The sequence below is a fragment of the Pseudomonas sp. AC252 genome (genome assembly GCF_979258105.1).
The window spans coordinates 504,671-523,152 of sequence record NZ_OZ409837.1; the positions used below are offsets into that span (position 1 = coordinate 504,671).

Annotated in this window: 11 protein-coding genes and 3 pseudogenes; 11 read left to right on the forward strand and 3 right to left on the reverse strand. The window is 61.2% G+C overall.

Going from position 1 to position 18,482, the window contains the following annotated elements:
* Nucleotides 1-71: 71 nt before the first annotated feature.
* Together ACZZZ4_RS02405 and edd are read right to left on the reverse strand one after the other, a co-directional pair.
* On the reverse strand, nucleotides 72-1,031 hold the full coding sequence (locus tag ACZZZ4_RS02405; protein WP_415761711.1) for a glucokinase: 960 nt from the start codon (nucleotides 1,029-1,031) through the stop codon (nucleotides 72-74).
* Nucleotides 1,028-2,854: a phosphogluconate dehydratase gene (gene edd, locus ACZZZ4_RS02410; protein WP_463547174.1), complete on the reverse strand. Its 1,827-nt coding sequence runs from the start codon at nucleotides 2,852-2,854 to the stop codon at nucleotides 1,028-1,030. Before edd ends, ACZZZ4_RS02405 begins: the two co-directional genes overlap by 4 nt.
* Before the next feature lie 220 nt (nucleotides 2,855-3,074).
* Between edd and gap the strand changes: the two genes are divergently transcribed.
* The 9 genes and pseudogenes from gap to ACZZZ4_RS02455 all read left to right on the forward strand — a co-directional run bounded on the left by gap (nucleotide 3,075) and on the right by ACZZZ4_RS02455 (nucleotide 13,714).
* Nucleotides 3,075-4,076 carry a type I glyceraldehyde-3-phosphate dehydrogenase gene (gap, locus tag ACZZZ4_RS02415; RefSeq protein ID WP_016773526.1) on the forward strand — a complete coding sequence of 334 codons (1,002 nt, stop codon included), beginning with the start codon at nucleotides 3,075-3,077 and terminating at the stop codon, nucleotides 4,074-4,076.
* A 199-nt stretch (nucleotides 4,077-4,275) separates the two neighbouring features.
* The gene (locus tag ACZZZ4_RS02420; RefSeq protein WP_016773525.1) at nucleotides 4,276-4,803 is read left to right on the forward strand and encodes an RNA polymerase sigma factor; all 528 of its coding nucleotides are present in this window, start codon (nucleotides 4,276-4,278) and stop codon (nucleotides 4,801-4,803) included.
* Between the two features lie 101 nt (nucleotides 4,804-4,904).
* Nucleotides 4,905-5,870, forward strand: coding sequence for a FecR family protein (locus ACZZZ4_RS02425; RefSeq protein WP_463547175.1), 966 nt, complete (start codon nucleotides 4,905-4,907; stop codon nucleotides 5,868-5,870).
* 122 nt (nucleotides 5,871-5,992) lie between these two features.
* Nucleotides 5,993-8,577, forward strand: a pseudogene (locus tag ACZZZ4_RS02430) (TonB-dependent receptor).
* A 109-nt stretch (nucleotides 8,578-8,686) separates the two neighbouring features.
* Nucleotides 8,687-9,283 (forward strand): biliverdin-producing heme oxygenase, encoded by a 597-nt coding sequence (locus ACZZZ4_RS02435; protein WP_463547176.1) that lies wholly within the window; start codon nucleotides 8,687-8,689, stop codon nucleotides 9,281-9,283.
* Nucleotides 9,284-9,449: 166 nt separating this feature from the next.
* Nucleotides 9,450-9,860, forward strand: coding sequence for a YbaN family protein (locus ACZZZ4_RS02440; RefSeq protein ID WP_463547177.1), 411 nt, complete (start codon nucleotides 9,450-9,452; stop codon nucleotides 9,858-9,860).
* A 442-nt stretch (nucleotides 9,861-10,302) separates the two neighbouring features.
* Nucleotides 10,303-11,310, forward strand: a pseudogene (locus ACZZZ4_RS02445) (methyl-accepting chemotaxis protein); the annotation flags it as partial.
* A 330-nt stretch (nucleotides 11,311-11,640) separates the two neighbouring features.
* Nucleotides 11,641-12,168, forward strand: a pseudogene (locus tag ACZZZ4_RS02450) (methyl-accepting chemotaxis protein); the annotation flags it as partial.
* Nucleotides 12,169-12,367: 199 nt separating this feature from the next.
* Entirely contained in the window at nucleotides 12,368-13,714 is a 1,347-nt protein-coding gene (locus ACZZZ4_RS02455) for a CoA transferase (RefSeq protein WP_463547178.1), read from the forward strand.
* A 117-nt stretch (nucleotides 13,715-13,831) separates the two neighbouring features.
* Here the strand turns inward: ACZZZ4_RS02455 and arcD (ACZZZ4_RS02460) are convergent, their stop codons facing one another.
* Nucleotides 13,832-15,259 carry an arginine-ornithine antiporter gene (arcD, locus tag ACZZZ4_RS02460; RefSeq protein ID WP_039758145.1) on the reverse strand — a complete coding sequence of 476 codons (1,428 nt, stop codon included), beginning with the start codon at nucleotides 15,257-15,259 and terminating at the stop codon, nucleotides 13,832-13,834.
* A gap of 437 nt (nucleotides 15,260-15,696) precedes the next feature.
* Here arcD (ACZZZ4_RS02460) and arcD (ACZZZ4_RS02465) point away from each other — a divergent pair, with 437 nt between their 5' ends.
* Together arcD (ACZZZ4_RS02465) and arcA are read left to right on the forward strand one after the other, a co-directional pair.
* Nucleotides 15,697-17,124 carry an arginine-ornithine antiporter gene (arcD, locus tag ACZZZ4_RS02465; RefSeq protein ID WP_129997500.1) on the forward strand — a complete coding sequence of 476 codons (1,428 nt, stop codon included), beginning with the start codon at nucleotides 15,697-15,699 and terminating at the stop codon, nucleotides 17,122-17,124.
* A 34-nt stretch (nucleotides 17,125-17,158) separates the two neighbouring features.
* On the forward strand, nucleotides 17,159-18,415 hold the full coding sequence (gene arcA, locus ACZZZ4_RS02470) for an arginine deiminase (RefSeq protein WP_039758149.1): 1,257 nt from the start codon (nucleotides 17,159-17,161) through the stop codon (nucleotides 18,413-18,415).
* The last annotated feature ends 67 nt before the right edge of the window (nucleotides 18,416-18,482 follow it).

An 18,482-nucleotide genomic window follows, 5' to 3' on the forward strand; every position in this document is an offset into this window, starting at 1 on the left:
AAGGGACGCTCCGCGTCCAGTGACTCGGAGCGTCACAGGCTGCATTCCCACGCGGAGCGTGGGAACGATCTCTATGCAGGTAGTGCTTGATCCAGGGCCACGCCAGCGCCGACAAGGCCGGAATACGGCGCCGTGACCAGCCAGACCGGGATGCCTTTGAAGTAATCGCTCATGCAACCCTTGTCGGCGAAGCAGCGGGCGAAGCCGCTTTCGAGGAAGAAATCGGCGAACCGAGGAATCACCCCGCCAACGATAAACACGCCGCCGCGCGCGCCGGTGGTGAGCACGTTGTTGCCGGCGACGCGACCGAGCCAGCAGCAGAATTGCTCGAGCACTTCCAAAGCAATCGGATCACCGGCAAGGCCGGCGGCGGTGATCGCTTCCGGCGTCTCAAGCTTCGGCTCATGACCATCCACCGCGCAGATTGCCCGGTAAAGGCGCGGCAGGCCGCCGCCACTCAACGCAGTTTCGGCGCTGACATGGCCGATCTCGTTGTAGATGTGCTGCCACAGCTGCGTTTCCCGCGGGCTGCTCAGCGGCAGGTCGACGTGGCCGCCCTCGCCCGGCAACGCGGCAAAGCGCCCTTCGCCGAGATCGAGCAAAGTGCCGACACCGAGGCCAGTGCCCGGGCCGATCACCACCGCCGGGCGCAACGGCTCCGGCGTGCCTTCGCAGACCACGCGGAATTCGTCCGGCTGCAAACGGGTCATGCCCAGCGCCATCGCCGAGAAATCATTGGTCAGCAACAACTGCTCGACCTGCAAGGTCTTGCAGAACGCGCTGCGGCTGAGCCGCCAGTGATTGTTGGTGAACTTGAATTCATCGCCGCTTACCGGACCTGCCACCGACAGGCACACCGAGCCGATCGAACCCGGTGCCAGGCCGAGCCCGCTCAGGTACAGGCCGATCGCCTTTTCCGGGCTGGCAAAGTCGGCCGTGGCCAGCACCTGAACCGATTGCAGTTGCTGGTTTTGCCACAACGCGAATCGCGCGTTGGTGCCTCCGATGTCACCGACCAAAGCCAGTTTCAATTAAGCGTCTCCAGGGCAGAAGTGAAGGCGCTGGCGCCCTGCTCCGCCGAGCTGAAGGCCATGCGCATGAAGCCAAACAGCTCGCGTCCGCTGCCAATGTTGTTGCCCAACAGGCCCTTGGCAGGTTCGCGCGCTGCAAATTCGGCGGCGTCGACCTTCAGTTCCAAGGTACCTTTGACGCCATCGACGCGGATGATATCGCCCTCTTGCACCCGCGCCAAAGCACCACCGACATAAGCTTCCGGGCTGACGTGAATCGCCGCCGGGATTTTCCCCGACGCGCCGGACATGCGCCCGTCAGTCACCAGCGCCACCTTGAAGCCGCGATCCTGCAGCACGCCGAGGAACGGCGTCATCTTGTGCAGCTCCGGCATGCCGTTGGAACGCGGACCCTGGAAGCGCATCACGGCGACAAAATCCTTCTCCAGCAGACCGGCCTTGAATGCATCCGCCAGATCCTGTTGATCCTGGAACACCATCGCCGGTGCTTCGACAATCTGGTTCTCCAGCGCCACCGCAGACACCTTCATCACGCCGCGACCGAGGTTGCCTTCCATCACCCGCAGTCCGCCTTCTTGCGAGAACGCACGGGACACCGGACGCAAAATGTTTTCGTCGAGGCTGTTGGTCGGGCCTTCGCGCCAGACCAGTTCGCCGTTATCGAGGAACGGCTCTTTGGTGTACTGGCTCAGGCCGTGGCCGAGCACGGTGTTGACGTCTTCATGGAGCAGGCCGGCGCCGAGCAGTTCGCGAATCAGGAACGACATGCCGCCAGCGGCCTGGAAGTGATTGATGTCGGCTTTGCCGTTCGGGTAGACGTGGCTCAGCGTCGGCACGACTTCGGAGAGGTCGGCCATGTCCTGCCAGGTCAGTTGGATGCCTGCGGCCATGGCGATGGCCGGCATGTGCAGGGTATGGTTGGTCGAACCGCCGGTGGCGTGCAGGGCAACGATGGAGTTGACCAGCGCCTTTTCGTCGACGATTTCGCCGATCGGCATGAAGCTGCCGTTCTGCTTGGTCAGGCGCGTGACCTGATGCGCGGCTTCGCGGGTCAGGGCGTCGCGCAGCGGCGTGTTCGGGTTGACGAAAGACGCGCCCGGCAGGTGCAGGCCCATGACTTCCATCAGCAACTGGTTGGTGTTGGCGGTGCCGTAGAACGTGCAGGTGCCCGGGCTGTGGTAGGACTTCATCTCCGATTCCAGCAGCTCTTCGCGGGTCGCCTTGCCTTCGGCGTACTTCTGGCGGACGTCGGCTTTTTCCTTGTTGGAAATCCCCGAAACCATCGGCCCGCCCGGGACGAAGATCGTTGGCAGATGGCCGAAGCGCAAGGAGCCCATCATCAGGCCCGGCACGATCTTGTCGCAGATGCCGAGCATCAGCGCGCCGTCGAACATGTTGTGCGACAGCGCCACGGCGGTCGACATGGCGATCACTTCGCGGCTCGGCAGGCTCAGTTCCATGCCCGGCTCGCCCTGGGTCACGCCGTCGCACATGGCCGGAGTGCCGCCGGCGAACTGGCCGACCGAGCCGATCTCGCGCAGGGCATTCTTGATCTGTTGGGGGAAAACTTCGTACGGCTGGTGCGCCGAAAGCATGTCGTTATACGAGGACACAATGGCGATGTTCGCCGAGTTCATCATCCGCAGGCTGTGCTTGTCTTCAGAGCCGCAACCGGCCACGCCGTGGGCGAAGTTGGCGCATTGCAGCTTGCCGCGCATCGGGCCGTCGGTGGCGGCGCCGCGAATCAATGCAAGGTAAGCCTGACGCGTGGCGCGGCTGCGGGCGATAAGCCGTTCGGTGACCTCAAGAACGCGGGGATGCATGTGTAGAACTCCAGGCTAACGGATGTGGCGACCTGATTGTCTATGCTGGTCAAACGCCGTTGTTGTTGGAATGACAGACGGCTTTCTTGACCATTCGGACCAGTTGATTCAGGTCACTCGTTGTAGATAAAACAAAATATTGCCACTAAAAAGGCTTGTTTTCTATTTTTATGCGAATAATCTTGTAATTCCAACAACAAAACGACGGCGGCGCTGTTCCATGACTCTTCGAATTGCAATCAATGGTTTCGGCCGCATCGGCCGTAATGTCCTGCGCGCACTGTATACCCAAGGCTATCGTCAAGACCTGCAGATCGTCGCGATCAACGATCTGGGTGACAGTTCGATCAATGCCCATCTGCTCAAATACGACACCGTCCACGGCACGTTCGACGCCGAAGTGGCGCACGATAACGAAAGCCTGACGGTCAATGGCGACCGCATCGCGGTCAGCGCCATTCGCAACCCGGCCGACCTGCCATGGGCTGCAGAAAAAATCGACGTAGTGTTCGAATGCACCGGTCTGTTCACCGACCGCGCCAAAGCCGCCGCGCACATCAGCGCCGGCGCCCGCAAGGTGATCATCTCGGCCCCGGCCAAAGGCGCCGACGCCACTGTGGTTTATGGCGTCAACCACGACATTCTGCGTCAGTCGCACCAGATCATTTCCAACGCTTCGTGCACCACCAACTGCCTCGCGCCAGTGGCGCAGGTGCTGCATCGCGAGTTGGGCATCGAAAGCGGCCTGATGACCACCATCCACGCCTACACCAACGACCAGAACCTCACCGACGTCTATCACAGCGACCCGTACCGTGCCCGCTCGGCCACGCAGAACATGATCCCGAGCAAGACCGGCGCAGCCGAAGCGGTAGGCCTGGTGCTGCCGGAACTGGCCGGCAAACTGACCGGCATGGCTGTGCGCGTACCGGTGATCAATGTGTCGCTGGTCGACCTCACCGTGCAACTGAAGAAAGAAGCCAGTGCCGACGAAGTCAACGCCCTGCTGAAAGCGGCGAGCCAGCATTCGAAGATTCTCGGTTACAACACCTTGCCGCTGGTTTCCAGCGACTTCAACCACAACCCGCTGTCGTCGATCTTCGACGCCAACCACACCAAGGTCAGCGGCAAGTTGCTGAAAGTGCTGGCCTGGTACGACAACGAATGGGGCTTCTCCAACCGCATGCTGGATAACTGCCTGGCATTGTGTAACGCCGAATAATCCCAGCCGGCCCCAAACCCTGTGGGAGCGAACTTGCTCGCGAAAGCGGTTCCTCAGTCGACATTCAAGCGCCTGACACTCCGTCTTCGCGAGCAAGCTCGCTCCCACAGGGGTTTCTGATTTCAAATTGAAATCAACGCTTGACCATTCAGCTGGATGATAAGCATTATCATTCGCTCGAAATGGATCAGGTCCTCCCGTGAGTCAATCGCGCTTCAACCACGTCTTCCTCGCCCAGCGCACTTCCCTGCTGCGCACGCTGGAACGGATGGTCAACAATCACAGCACCGCTGAAGACCTGTTGCAGGAGACCTACCTGCGCGTGACCCGGGCGTTGAGCGAACGGGCCATCGATCACCTTGAACCCTTTGTCTTCCAGACCGCGCGCAATCTGGCGCTGGATCATTTGCGTGCGCGCAAGATTCATGCGCGGACCATGGTCGACGACGTGCCGCAAGATGTGGTGCAGAGCATCGCCGCGCCAGCCAGCAGCGCCGAAGACGCCGCCCACGCCGAACAATTGCTGGAGCGTTTGAACGTGAGCCTCAGCCAACTCAGCCCGCGTCAGCAGCAGATCTTCATCCTCAGCCGTTTGCACGGCCACAGCTATCAGGAAATCGCTGATGAACTTGATGTTTCGCTGAGCACCGTGCAGAAGGAACTGAAACTGATCATGTCGATCTGCATCGGCGTTGCCGAACGACATAACGGCAGCGGCAAGTTTTGAGCTGCAAGCTACAAGCAAAAACAAAAAGCAGTATTGCATCCGGCTTGCAGCTTGCAGCTTGAAGCTAGAAACTGCTTCGCCAGAAGCCCTGAGGAACCACCGTGACGGACACCCACCGCTCGCCTTCGCCCGATTCGGCGCGGGACGCTGCAGCTGCAATGGACCAGGCGCTGGACTGGCTCATCGTGCTCGGCAGCCCGGATGAGGAACAGACCCGGCAATTTCATGCCTGGCTGGCGGCTGATCCGTTAAATGCCGAAGCATTCGCCAAGGCCCAGGCGATCTGGGACGGCCCGCAAGTCGCACTGTGCGCCGAGGCTCTGGCAGCAAAACCGGTAAAAATCACTTTTCTCAAACGCTTGCGCCCGCACTGGAAACCGCTGGCTACCGCTGCGGTGCTGATCCTCGGGCTGTTCAGTTTCAGCAACCTGCCGATGCGCATTCAAGCGGATCACCTCACCGTGGTCGGCGAGCGTCAGCGCTTGCAACTGGAAGACGGCTCGAAGGTTCTGCTCAACACCAATTCGGCATTCTCCAGCACTATCAATGATCAGCAGCGCGTGGCCCGTTTGTTTCAGGGCGAGGCGTTTTTCGAGATCGCCAGCGGGCGCAATCAGCCGCTGGAGATAGACGCAGGCCCGGTGCAGGCCAGCGTGCACGACACCGCATTTGCCGTGCGCTACCTCGACGGGGTCGCACAAGTGAACGTGCAGCGTGGCGATGTCGATCTGCGCGCCACCCACAATGACGCTCGTGTGCGCCTGCGTGCCGGGGAAAGCATTCGCATCGGCCCTAACGGCTTCGACCGCCTGGCCAAGCTCGACGCCAATGCCGACCTGGCCTGGGTTGAAGGCCGTCTGGTGTTCGAGAACTGCCCGCTCAATCAGGTGCTGGCCGAGCTGCGCCGCTACTATCCGGGCTGGATTATCAACAACAACGAGCAATTGGCCGACGTCGCCGTCACCGGCAATTACCGCCTCGACCAGCCGCTGGACGTGGTCCGCTCCCTCGCCCACATCACCTCGGCACGCCTGCAGGAATTCCCTGCACTGGTGATCCTGAACTGAATGAGAATTATTTTTACTCGATAGCCAGCGACAGTACGTCTCGTTATAGCCAATGCAATTGATTCGCATCTGACCATGCCAATCAGCACCTATAAAGATTCGTGCGACACGGAGCGCTATCGATGTCCTCACGCCTTACCCGCCAGACTGCTTCCCCTTCCCGCGTCCTCTCGCTGCTGACGGCGGCCATCCTCATGGCTGGCACCGCACCGCTGCTGGCGGCCACCGAGCAACCGGCGCGCAACATGGGCGATTACTCGTTCGCCATCGGCCAGCAACCACTGGTTTCGGCACTCAATGCCTTTACCGCCGTGACCGGTTGGCAGGTCGGCCTGCCGGCCGAGTTGGGGCAGAACGTTTCGTCGCCGGGAGTGCGCGGTTCGCTGCCGCCGGAGAAAGCCCTCGAGCGCCTGTTGGTGGGGACCAACCTGAGCTTTCGCAAGCTGAGCAACAACAATGTCGTGCTGGAAAAACGCAACAGCAGCGGCACGCTCAATCTCGATCAGGTGACCATCAGCGCCACTCGCCAGGAACAGTCGGTCAACAGGGTGCCCTCGACGGTCAGCGTGCAGGACCGCCAAGCGCTTGACCGCAACAACGTCAACACCATCAAGGATCTGGTGCGCTACGAACCGGGCGTTTCCGTTGGCGGTGCCGGCCAGCGTGGCGGCATCAGTGGCTACAACATTCGCGGTATCGACGGCGACCGCATCTTGACCCAGGTCGATGGCGTGGAAATCCCCAACGGCTTCTTCAACGGCCCGTACGCCAAGAGCCAGCGCAACTATGTCGACCCGGAAATCGTCAAGCGCGTAGAAATCCTGCGTGGCCCGGCCTCGGTGCTGTACGGCAGCAACGCCATCGGCGGCGCGGTCAGTTACTACACGATGGACGCCGACGACATCATCAAGCCAGGCAAGGACGTTGGCGCGCGCCTGAAAAGCGGTTACAGCTCCGCTGATGACAGCTGGCTGAAATCCGCCACCGTCGCCGGCCGCAGCGGTGAGTTCGACGGCTTGCTGCATTACAGCCAGCGCGACGGACACGAAACCGAGTCCTTCGGCGGCAACAACGGCACCGGCCTTGCGCGCACCGCCGCCAACCCGGAAGACGTGCGCGCGACCAACGTCCTGGCCAAGCTCGGCTGGAACTACAACGACGATTCGCGCCTGGGCCTGACCTACGAAAAGTACAAGGACGATCGCGACACCGACCAGAAAAGTGCCTACGGCGGCCCGTATTTCAACGGCGCGCCGACCATTCCGAGCAGCATCCTGCCCGGCGGCATGTACCAGTGGCGCACCGGTAACGACACCATCACCCGCGAGCGTTTCGGCATCGAACATTCGTTCGCCCTCGACAGCCTGCTGGCCGATAACGTCAAGTGGAGCCTCAATCACCAGATCGCCAAGACCGACCAAAGCACCGAAGAGTTCTACTACCCGATCACTCGTAAGGTGCTGCGTACCCGCGACACGATCTACGAGGAAAAACAGTGGGTATTCGACGCGCAACTGGACAAGGCCTTCGCCATCGGTGACACCGATCATCTGCTGACCTACGGCACCACGATCAAGCAACAGAAGGTCACCGGTTCACGCAGCGGCGACGGCACATGCCTGGCGGTCGGTCGCGGCTGCACGGCGATTGGCGCGACCAGTGCGGCGGACGTGCTGGCCAAGGCCAGCGATTTCCCCGATCCAACCATCAACACCTACAGCCTGTTCGCTCAGGATCAGATCAGCTGGAACGACTGGACCTTCCTGCCGGGCCTGCGCTACGACTACACCCAGCTCAAGCCGCACATTACCGAGGAATTCCTCAACACCGTGAACGCCGACGGCCAGGGCACGGTCAGCGACAAGAACAAGACCTGGCACAAAGTCTCGCCGAAATTCGGCCTGACCTATGCGCTGACGGAACACTACACCTGGTACGGGCAATATGCCGAAGGCTTCCGCACCCCGACGGCGAAAGCGCTGTACGGGCGTTTCGAGAACAACACCAGCGGCTACACCGTCGCGCCCAACTCCGACCTTGAGCCGGAAAAAGCAAAGGTTTCGAAACCGGCCTGCGCGGCAATTTCGAGCAGGGCTCGTTCGACGTCGCGGTGTTCTATAACAAGTACCGCGACTTCATCAACGAGGACGCGGTCAAGCCGGGCGACGATCAGTTGACCTTCCAGAGCAACAATATCAAGCGCGCCACGATCAAGGGCGCGGAAGTCAAAGGTCGCTTGAACCTGGATGCGTTCGGTGCGCCGCAAGGTCTGTATACCCAGGGTTCGATCGCCTACGCCTACGGTCGCAACAACGACAACGGCGAACCGATCAACAGCGTTAATCCACTTACCGGGGTCTTCGGTCTCGGTTACGACCAGGACACCTATGGCGGCCTGCTGAGCTGGACGGTGGTGAAGAAAAAGGATCGCGTCGACGACAGCAACTTCAAGTCGCCGGACGGCGTCAGCAGCCAGTTCAAGACCCCGGGCTTCGGCATTCTCGATCTGGCCGGCTATTACAAGGTGACCGACGACGTCACCGTCAGCGGTGGCGTCTACAACCTGACCGACAAGAAATACTGGCTATGGGATGACGTGCGCGGTTACGACAGCGTCGGCGAAGCCTCGGTGACGCAACCGGCCAACCTCGATCGCCTGACCCAACCGGGACGCAACTTCGCGATCAACCTGATCTGGGACATCTGATCCGCCCGGCCTCACTGCGCGTGTTCGCGCCGCGCAGTGAGGTTTTTTACTGTCCGGCGTCCGCCCGTACGTCTTGTTATCAAGCGCCTCATTTATCAAGGACACCCCCATGACTGCCTCGGAAAAAGCCCTGCGTTCGCAACGCCTGAACCAGATCACCCATGAGCCGCACAGCAAACTCGATGCGCTGGTCAAAGCCCACGCGCCCTTCGAAACCCGCGCCAGCTTCGCCCGTTTCGTTGTCGCGCAATACCTGTTCCAGGCGGAACTGGTTGAGCTGTACAACGATGCCGAGCTGACCGCGATCGTCCCGGATCTGCCGGCCCGTTGCCGCGCCGAAGCCGCCAAGGCTGACCTCGCCGACCTCGACACCGCAGTCCCGGCGCCGGTGGCCGGCGCGCTGATAAATCCGAGCAAGGCGCGGGCGCTGGGCTGGATCTTCGTGTCGGAGGGTTCGAAGCTCGGCGCGGCATTCCTGATCAAGCGCGCGGTGGCATTGGAGTTGAGCGAAACCTTTGGCGCGCGGCATTTGGCTGAACCGCAAGGTGGCCGTGCCGAGGGCTGGAAAAGCTTTGTGCGCACCCTCGATGCGTTGCCGTTCACGGCAGCGGAAGAGGCGGAAGTTGAGCAAGGTGCACTGGATGCGTTCAACCGCTTTACCGTGCTGCTGGAACGGGCTTATGCGACTGAAGTCGAACCTGCCTGATCCTCGACACAGCAGAGAATCCTGTGGGAGCTGGCTTGCCAGCGATGGCGGTATGTCAGTCAACTTTGTAGTCACTGATCGACCGCTATCGCTGGCAAGCCAGCTCCCACAGAGGACTGAGTAAGTCTGTAGAATCCCCGACTCGCTTCACTGCCACTTCGAGCCCATGCCCGCACCCGCCCCATCAAAACTCGCCCGTCTGCTGTTCGGCCTGCTGGCCTATATCAGCCTCGGCATTGGCCTGATCGCCATCGTCGTGCCCGGTCTGCCGACCACCGAGTTCATCCTCCTTGCCGCATGGGCCGCGACCCGCAGTTCGCCGCGCTTGAGCGCATGGCTGGAAAATCACCGGCTGTTCGGGCCGCTCCTCAGTAACTGGCGCAACGGCAGGATCATCGCGCGCAAGGCCAAACTCAGCGCCACCGTCAGCATGCTGCTGTGCGCCACTTTGATGCTGGTCATGCTCGATCACGGCTGGCCGATCTACCTGGCGATTGCCGGCATGGGCCTGGGCAATCTGTGGATCTGGTCGCGCCCGGAAACGCCCGTCACGGTCGCGAAACATTCCTGTAATTAACGCCTTTTCAGCACTTTCCCCTGCGCAAACGTTTAGCGGCGACCGTCCGTCGGCAAGCGCCTCATGCCGTCTCGCTCGACGCCGATGAGGATTGAATGGCGCTGAATGGATTTGGCAAAACGGGCCTCAGGCCCAGCCACCTGTTTCTTTCCATTCGCGAGACCGCCCCATGTTCGACGCTCTGTCCATTCGCCTGAAAATCGTCCTGCTCTCCGGCCTGTGCCTGCTCGGAGTGGTGGCGCTGATTGTCAGCATGAACATCTACCAGACCAACCAGAACGACGAGTTGGTCAGTCAATCCAGCAACCAGTTGCTCACCGCCAGCGTGCAGAACCTGCTGCAGGCCAAGGCTGCCGAGCAGGCAGTGCGGGTGCAGAAAACCTTTGGCGAAAGCCTGCTGGTGGTCACCGCCCTCGCCGACCAGATCAAGGATCTGCGGACGATGGCGGCCAAGCGTTCGCTCGAAGCCGGCGCCGTGCGTGAAGAGTTGAACCAGAATCTGAAGACCGCCTTCGAGCGCAACGACAAAGTGCTGGGCATCTGGCTGGCTTTCGAGCCCAACGGCCTCGACGGCAAGGACAGCGAATTCGCCAACGATGCCGCGCGGCAGTCCAACGAAGCCGGGCGCTTCGCCTCGTACTGGAGCCGTGCCGCCGGCGCTGCGCTGAATACGATCATGGTCGAAGATGACCTGACCAAAACCACTCTCAGCGTCAGCGGCACGCCGTACAACAGTTGGTACACCTGCCCTCGCGACAACAAGCGCACCTGCCTGCTCGACCCGTATGCCGACACCGTCGGTGGCAAGGAAATGCTCATGACGACCATTTCCGTGCCGCTGCTGGTCGACGGCAAAGCGATCGGCGTGGTCGGTGTCGACATCGCGCTCGACGCCCTGCAAGCCGCCGCCGTCGACTCGCAGCGCAGCCTGTTCAACAACGCCGGGCACATGCTGATCGTTTCCGGCAGCGGCGTGCTCGCGGCCGACAGCGCTGACGCAACGCGGGTGGGCAAAAAAATCAACGACGCCCTCGGCGCTGACGGCCAAGATGTATTGCAACTGGTCGGCAGCGGTACGGCGAAAATCCTCGAACAGGGCGACCTGATTCGCGCGGTTTACCCGGTTGATCCGATCGGCAATTCGCGCGCCTGGGGCGTGGTCATTGACCTGCCCGAGCATGTGCTGCTGGCCGATTCGGTAAAGCTGCAAGCGGTACTGGATGACGCACAACAAACCGGCGTGATCACTGCGCTGCTGGTGGCGGGCGTGGCCGGTCTGGTCGGCCTACTGCTGATCTGGCTCACCGCTTCCGGCGTCACCCGTCCGATCAACAGCGTCGCCGACATGCTGAAGAACATTGCCAGCGGCGAAGGCGATCTGACCCAGCGCCTGAACTACAGCAAGAAAGACGAACTGGGCGAACTGGTGAACTGGTTCAACCGCTTCCTCGACAAGCTGCAGCCGACCATCGCGCAGATCAAACAAAGCATCACCGAAGCGCGCGGTACGGCTGATCAATCGTCGGAAATTGCCCGCCAGACCAGTGAAGGCATGCAGGTGCAGTTCCGCGAAATCGATCAGGTCGCCACCGCGTCCAACGAAATGAGCGCCACCGCCCACGACGTCGCCAACAGCGCCTCGAACGCCGCCAACGCGGCCAAGGGTGCCGACCAGTCGGCGAAGGACGGCATGGCGATCATCGAGCGCAGCACCCGCGACATCAATCAGCTGGCCGATGAAGTCAGCAAAGCGGTGACCGAAGTCGAAGCGCTGGCGGTCAACAGCGAGCAGATCGGTTCAGTGCTGGAAGTGATCCGCAGCATCGCCGAACAGACCAACCTGCTGGCGCTCAACGCCGCCATCGAAGCCGCCCGCGCCGGCGAAAGCGGTCGCGGTTTTGCCGTGGTCGCCGATGAAGTGCGCAACCTCGCCAAGCGCACGCAGGATTCAGTGGAAGAAATCCGCATCGTCATCGAGCGCATCCAGACCGGCACCCGTGGCGTGGTCGCGACCATGCACTCGAGCCAGACCCAGGCGCACAACAACGCCGGGCAGATTCGTCAGGCCGTTGATGCACTGGGCAAGATCAGCGACGCGGTGACGGTGATCAGCGACATGAACCTGCAGATCGCCAGCGCCGCCGAAGAGCAAAGCGCCGTGGCCGAAGAGGTCAACCGCAACGTCTCGGCAATTCGCACCGTGACCGAAACCCTGACCGAACAGGCCACGGAATCGGCAGCGATCAGCAGCCAGCTCAACAGCCTGGCGAGCCAGCAGATGAAATTGATGGATCAGTTCCGCGTCTAGCCGCAAGAGCGGGAACAACAAAAATCCCTGTGGGAGCTGGCTTGCCAGCGATGGCGGCAGGTCAGTTGACCATTCTGTGGCTGACACACCGCTATCGCTGGCAAGCCAGCTCCCACAGGGGTAAGTGTTCACCCTGTGGTTTCATCTAAACCGCGATTCTTTTGCACTATCATCCCCCTCTCGTTCCGGAGGGCCTTCGATGACTGATCTGCTCACGTCCATCCAAACCGCACTCGGCCTGCCGAGCACGCCGATCCCCTTCCACGGTGACGGCGCGTTGCCCTCGGCGTTCGCCGTCACCGATCTGGCCTGCGCCAGCATCGCCGCTGCCGGGCAAGCGGTCAGCGAATTGCTCCATCAGCAAGCCGGGCACTTGCCTGCGGTTGCAGTCGACCGCCGTCTGGCCTCGTTCTGGTTCTCCACCTCGCTTCGCCCGATCGGCTGGCAGGTGCCGCCCTTGTGGGACGCGATCGCCGGCGACTATGCGACTCGGGACGGCTGGATCCGTCTGCACACCAACGCCCCGCACCACCGCGCCGCCGCTGAACGCGTGCTCGGCGCCTGCGCCGATCGTGCCGCAATGGCGGCGAAAGTCGCACAGTGGGCCAGCACGGATCTTGAACAGGCGGTGGTCGACGCCAAGGGCTGCGCCGCCGAGATGCGCAGTTGGGCGCAGTGGCAGCAGCACCCGCAAGGGCAGGCAGTGAATGCCGAACCGCTGGTGCAATTCATTGAGCAGACGGACGAGAACCGCAGCACATGGCAAGGCTCGATCGCACGGCCTCTGGCAGGGATCAAGGTGCTCGACCTGACCCGCGTCCTCGCCGGTCCCACCGCCAGCCGCTTTCTCGCCGGGCTGGGCGCGAACGTGCTGCGCATCGATCCGCCGAGCTGGAACGAACCCGGCGTGGTTCCGGAAATGACCGTCGGCAAACATTGCGCGCGGCTGGACCTGCAAACTCCAGCGGATCGCGCAGTGTTCGAAGGTTTGCTGCAGGACGCCGACATTCTCCTGCATGGCTATCGCGCCGATGCGCTGGAACATCTCGGTTTTGGTGGTGAACGCCGTCGGCAACTGGCACCGGGGCTGATCGACGTCTGCCTCAACGCCTACGGCTGGAGCGGCCCCTGGCATAACCGCCGCGGCTTCGACAGCCTGGTGCAGATGAGCAGCGGCATCGCCGAGGCCGGACAGCGCTGGCAGCACAGCGATAAACCGACGCCGCTACCGGTGCAGGCGCTCGATCATGCGACCGGGTATCTGCTGGCGGCGAGTGCGATCAGATTGCTGACGAAGCGTCTGGCCAACGGTCGCGGGGGTTCGGCGCGGTTGTCGCTGGCGCGTACGGCGAAGCTGTTGGTCGAGCATGGGCCGGGGATACTTGATCCGCTGCGGACCGAAGACGTGCAGGATCAGGATTCGGCAATTGAACAGACCGCGTGGGGTCCGGCGCGGAGGTTGCGCGTGCCGGTGCAGATCAACGGGGTGGCGGTGCGGTGGGATTGGCCGGCAACTGATCTGGGTTCGCATCGGGCGCATTGGTGATTTTAAGGCCGCCTTCGCGAGCAAGCTCGCTCCCACAGGGTGCTGTGTCGTGCACAAAACCCATGTGGGAGCGAGCTTGCTCGCGAAGGGGCCGGCCCTGCCAAAGCAACATTCCGATCACAACGACAACACCCCGCTATACAACCCATAAGCCGCCAGCCCCGCGCCAATCACCACGCAAGCAAAAATCCCTTTCTCCACCGTGGTAAACACCGGCTGGCCCTGTTCACGCTTGGCCTTGGCAAACAGAATCACCCCAGGGGCATACAACAGCGCCGACAGCAGCAGATATTTCACCCCACCGGCATACAACAGCCACACCGCGTAAACCAGTGCGATGCCGCCGATCAGCAGATCCTTGGTGCGCTCGGCCGACGCGTGTTCATAGGTTTCGCCGCGCCCGCTGAGCAGCACCGCGTAGGCCGCCGACCACAAATACGGCACCAGAATCATCGACGAGGCCAGATAAATCAGGCTGGTATACGTGCCCGCCGAGAACAGCGTGATCAGCAGGAAAATCTGAATCATCGCGTTGGTCAGCCACAGCGCATTGACCGGCACGTGATTGTTGTTTTCCTTCTTGAGGAACGCCGGCATGGTCTTGTCCTTGGCCGTGGCGAAGAGGATCTCCGCGCAGAGCAAGGCCCAGGACAACAATGCACCGAGCAGGGAAATCGCCAGCCCGACACTGATCAGCAACGCGCCCCACGGCCCGACAATGTGTTCGAGCACCGCCGCCAGTGAAGGGTTTTGCAGATTGGCCAGTTCCGGCTGGCTCATGATCCCCAGCGACAGCACGTTGACCAGCACCAGCAGCGCCAGCACGCCGAGAAAACCGATCACCGTGGCGCGGCCGACATCGCTGCGTTTTTCTGCGCGAGCCGAATAGACGCTGGCGCCTTCGATGCCGATGAACACGAACACGGTGACCAGCATCATGTTGCGCACCTGATCCATCACCCCGCCGAAGTTGGGATTGCTGCGGCCCCAGATGTCACGGGTAAAGATGTCAGCCTTGAATGCCACCGCAGCGATGACGATGAACATGATCAGCGGCACCACCTTGGCCACGGTGGTTAACTGGTTGATCAGCGCCGCCTCCTTGATCCCGCGCATCACCAGAAAATGTACCGCCCACAACAGCACCGAGGCGCAGCCAATGGCGATTGGCGTGTTGCCCTGGCCGAACACCGGAAAGAAATAGCCGAGTGTGCTGAACAGCAAGACGAAATAGCCGACGTTGCCCAGCCACGCACTGATCCAGTAACCCCAGGCCGATGAGAACCCCATGTAATCGCCAAACCCGGCCTTGGCATAGGCATAGACGCCGGAGTCCAGCTCCGGTTTGCGATTAGCCAGGGTCTGGAAGACGAACGCCAGGGTCAGCATGCCTATTGCAGTGATGCCCCAACCGATCAGGATCGCCCCGGCATCGGCGCGTGCCGCCATGTTCTGCGGCAAGGAGAAAATTCCCCCGCCGATCATCGACCCCACCACCAGCGCGATCAACGCACCAAGGCGCAGCTTTTGCGTCGGTTGCGACATGCAGATCTCCTTGAAAAAGCCGCTGTTGTTTATTTGTAACAACAGCTGACTAAAAAGCTAAGAGTAGATGACGTTTATCAGGTAATGCCCGGCTGCGCACTCTTATATATAGCTGATAACGATAACGCGTAGCACGTTAAGTCAGTTTTGTGCGCTGATCCTGATAATTCAATTCTGTGCTGAAAACAGATGACGGACATTTGCCAAACGCGGAAAAGCAACTAGCGTCATAGTTCGAAAGCATTAATAGCTATTCCCAATTACGTTACCTAAACGGCTCTGGCACGGGCCTTTCAGACCCCAGCTTTATGCCCGCAACGGGTGGATAAGTCATTCATTAACAATGGAATGTGACCATGCACTGATCCAAGTCAGCTGTTCGAACAGACAACAGTACTAGGCTGTGAGCTCTCCTTTCCTGCAATGGAGTCATGCAAATGTCTGAAGCGCCCGGAAAACTAAGACTCGGTGCACTGGTTGCACTGGTAGTCGGTTCAATGATTGGCGGCGGGATATTTTCGTTGCCTCAAAACATGGCCGCCAGCGCCGACGTCGGTGCCGTGCTGATCGGCTGGGCCATCACCGCGGTCGGCATGCTCACCCTCGCTTTCGTCTTTCAGACCCTCGCCAATCGCAAGCCTGACCTGGATGGTGGTGTCTACGCTTACGCCAAGGCCGGATTCGGCGACTACATGGGTTTCTCATCGGCCTGGGGCTACTGGATCAGCGCCTGGCTGGGCAACGTCGGTTACTTCGTTCTGCTGTTCAGCACCCTCGGTTACTTCTTCCCGATCTTCGGCGAAGGCAATACGCCGGCGGCGGTGATCGGTGCATCGTTGTTGCTGTGGGGCGTGCATTTTCTGGTGCTTCGCGGAATCAAGGAAGCAGCGTTCATCAACCTGGTGACCACCGTCGCCAAGGTCGTGCCACTGCTGCTGTTCGTGCTGATCGCGATCTTCGCGTTCAGACTGGACATCTTCACCGCCGACATCTGGGGCGTGAAAAACCCCGACCTGGGCAGCGTGATGAATCAGGTGCGCAACATGATGCTGGTCACCGTCTGGGTGTTCATCGGCATCGAAGGCGCAAGCATCTTCTCCGCCCGCGCCGAGAAACGCTCGGACGTCGGCAAGGCCACCGTGATCGGCTTCATTACCGTGCTGCTGTTTCTGGTGCTGGTCAACGTGCTGTCGCTGGGCATCATGACCCAACCGGAACTGGCGAAACTGCAGAACCCGTCGATGGCCGCCGTGCTTGAACACGTGGTCGGGCACTGGGGCGCGGTGTTGATCAGCGTCGGCCTGATCATCTCGCTGCTCGGCGCCCTGCTGTCGTGGGTGCTGCTGTGTGCCGAGATCATGTTCGCCGCCGCCAAAGACCACACCATGCCGGAGTTTCTGCGCAAGGAAAACGCCAACCACGTGCCGGTCAACGCCCTGTGGCTGACCAACGCGATGGTGCAGATCTTCCTCATAATCACGCTGTTTTCGGCCAGCACTTATCTGTCACTGATCTACCTCGCCACCTCGATGATTCTGGTGCCGTACCTGTGGTCGGCGGCCTATGCCCTGCTGCTGGCGGTGCGCGGCGAGAGCTACGAAGGCTTTGCCGCCGAGCGGCGCAAGGATCTGATCATCGGCGGTATCGCCCTGATCTATGCGGTGTGGTTGTTGTACGCCGGCGGGGTCAAGTACCTGCTGCTGTCGGCCCTGCTCTATGCGCCCGGCGCGATCCTGTTCGCCAAGGCCAAGCTGGAACTCAAACAACCGGTTTTCACCAACGTCGAGAAGCTGATTTTCGCCGCAGTGGTCGTGGGCGCCGTGGTGGCGGCCTACGGTCTTTACGATGGCTTCCTGACGCTGTAACCCCTGATTGATTGTCATCTGGAGGAACACAGAAATGACCACGGAAAAAGTGAAGTACGGCGTCCACTCCGAAGCCGGGAAACTGCGTAAAGTCATGGTTTGCTCCCCAGGTCTGGCCCATCAGCGGCTGACCCCGAACAACTGCGATGAACTGCTGTTCGACGACGTGCTGTGGGTGGCGCAGGCCAAGCGCGATCACTTCGACTTCGTCACCAAGATGCGCGAACGCGGCATCGACGTGCTGGAAATGCACAATCTGCTGACCGACATCGTCGCCATCCCCGAAGCGCTGGACTGGATCCTCGAACGCAAGGTGACGGCCGACTCGGTGGGCCTGGGCCTGATCAGCGAAGTGAAATCCTGGCTGAAAAGCCTCGAGCCACGGCACATCGCCGAATTCCTGATCGGCGGCGTCTCGGCCGATGATCTGCCGGACAGCTTCGGTGGCAAGACCATCCAGATGTTCCGCGACTTCCTCGGCCACTCCAGCTTCATCCTGCCGCCGCTGCCCAACACCCAGTTCACCCGTGACACCACCTGCTGGATCTACGGTGGCGTAACGCTGAACCCGATGTACTGGCCGGCGCGCCGTCAGGAAACCCTGCTGACCACCGCCATCTACAAATTCCATCCGCAATTCACCAACGCCGACTTCGAGATCTGGTACGGCGACCCGGACAAGGATCACGGCAACTCAACGCTTGAGGGCGGTGACGTCATGCCGATCGGCAATGGCGTGGTGCTGATCGGCATGGGCGAGCGTTCGTCGCGTCAGGCCATCGGCCAACTGGCGCTGAACCTGTTCAACAACAAAGCGGTGGAAAAAGTCATCGTCGCCGGCCTGCCCAAATCCCGCGCGGCAATGCACCTGGACACCGTGTTCAGCTTCTGCGACCGCGACCTGGTGACGATCTTCCCGGAAGTGGTCAACCAGATCGTTGCCTTCACCCTGCGCCCTGACGAAAGTAAACAGGGCGGCATCGACATCCGCCGCGAAGAAGGCAGCTTCCTCGACACCGTCGCCGCTGCGCTGAATCTGCCGAAACTGCGCGTAGTGGAAACCGGCGGCAACAGCTTCGCCGCCGAACGCGAGCAATGGGACGACGGCAATAACGTGGTGGCGATGGAACCGGGGGTGGTCATCGGCTACGACCGCAACACCTACACCAACACCCTGCTGCGCAAGGCTGGCGTGGAGGTCATCACCATCAGCGCCGGCGAACTCGGTCGCGGCCGTGGCGGCGGCCACTGCATGACCTGCCCGATCATCCGCGACCCGATCGATTACTAAACGACCGTCTCCCTGGCCGCACCCATCCCGTAGCGGCCGGGCCGATTACCGAATCCAAGGAGAATCA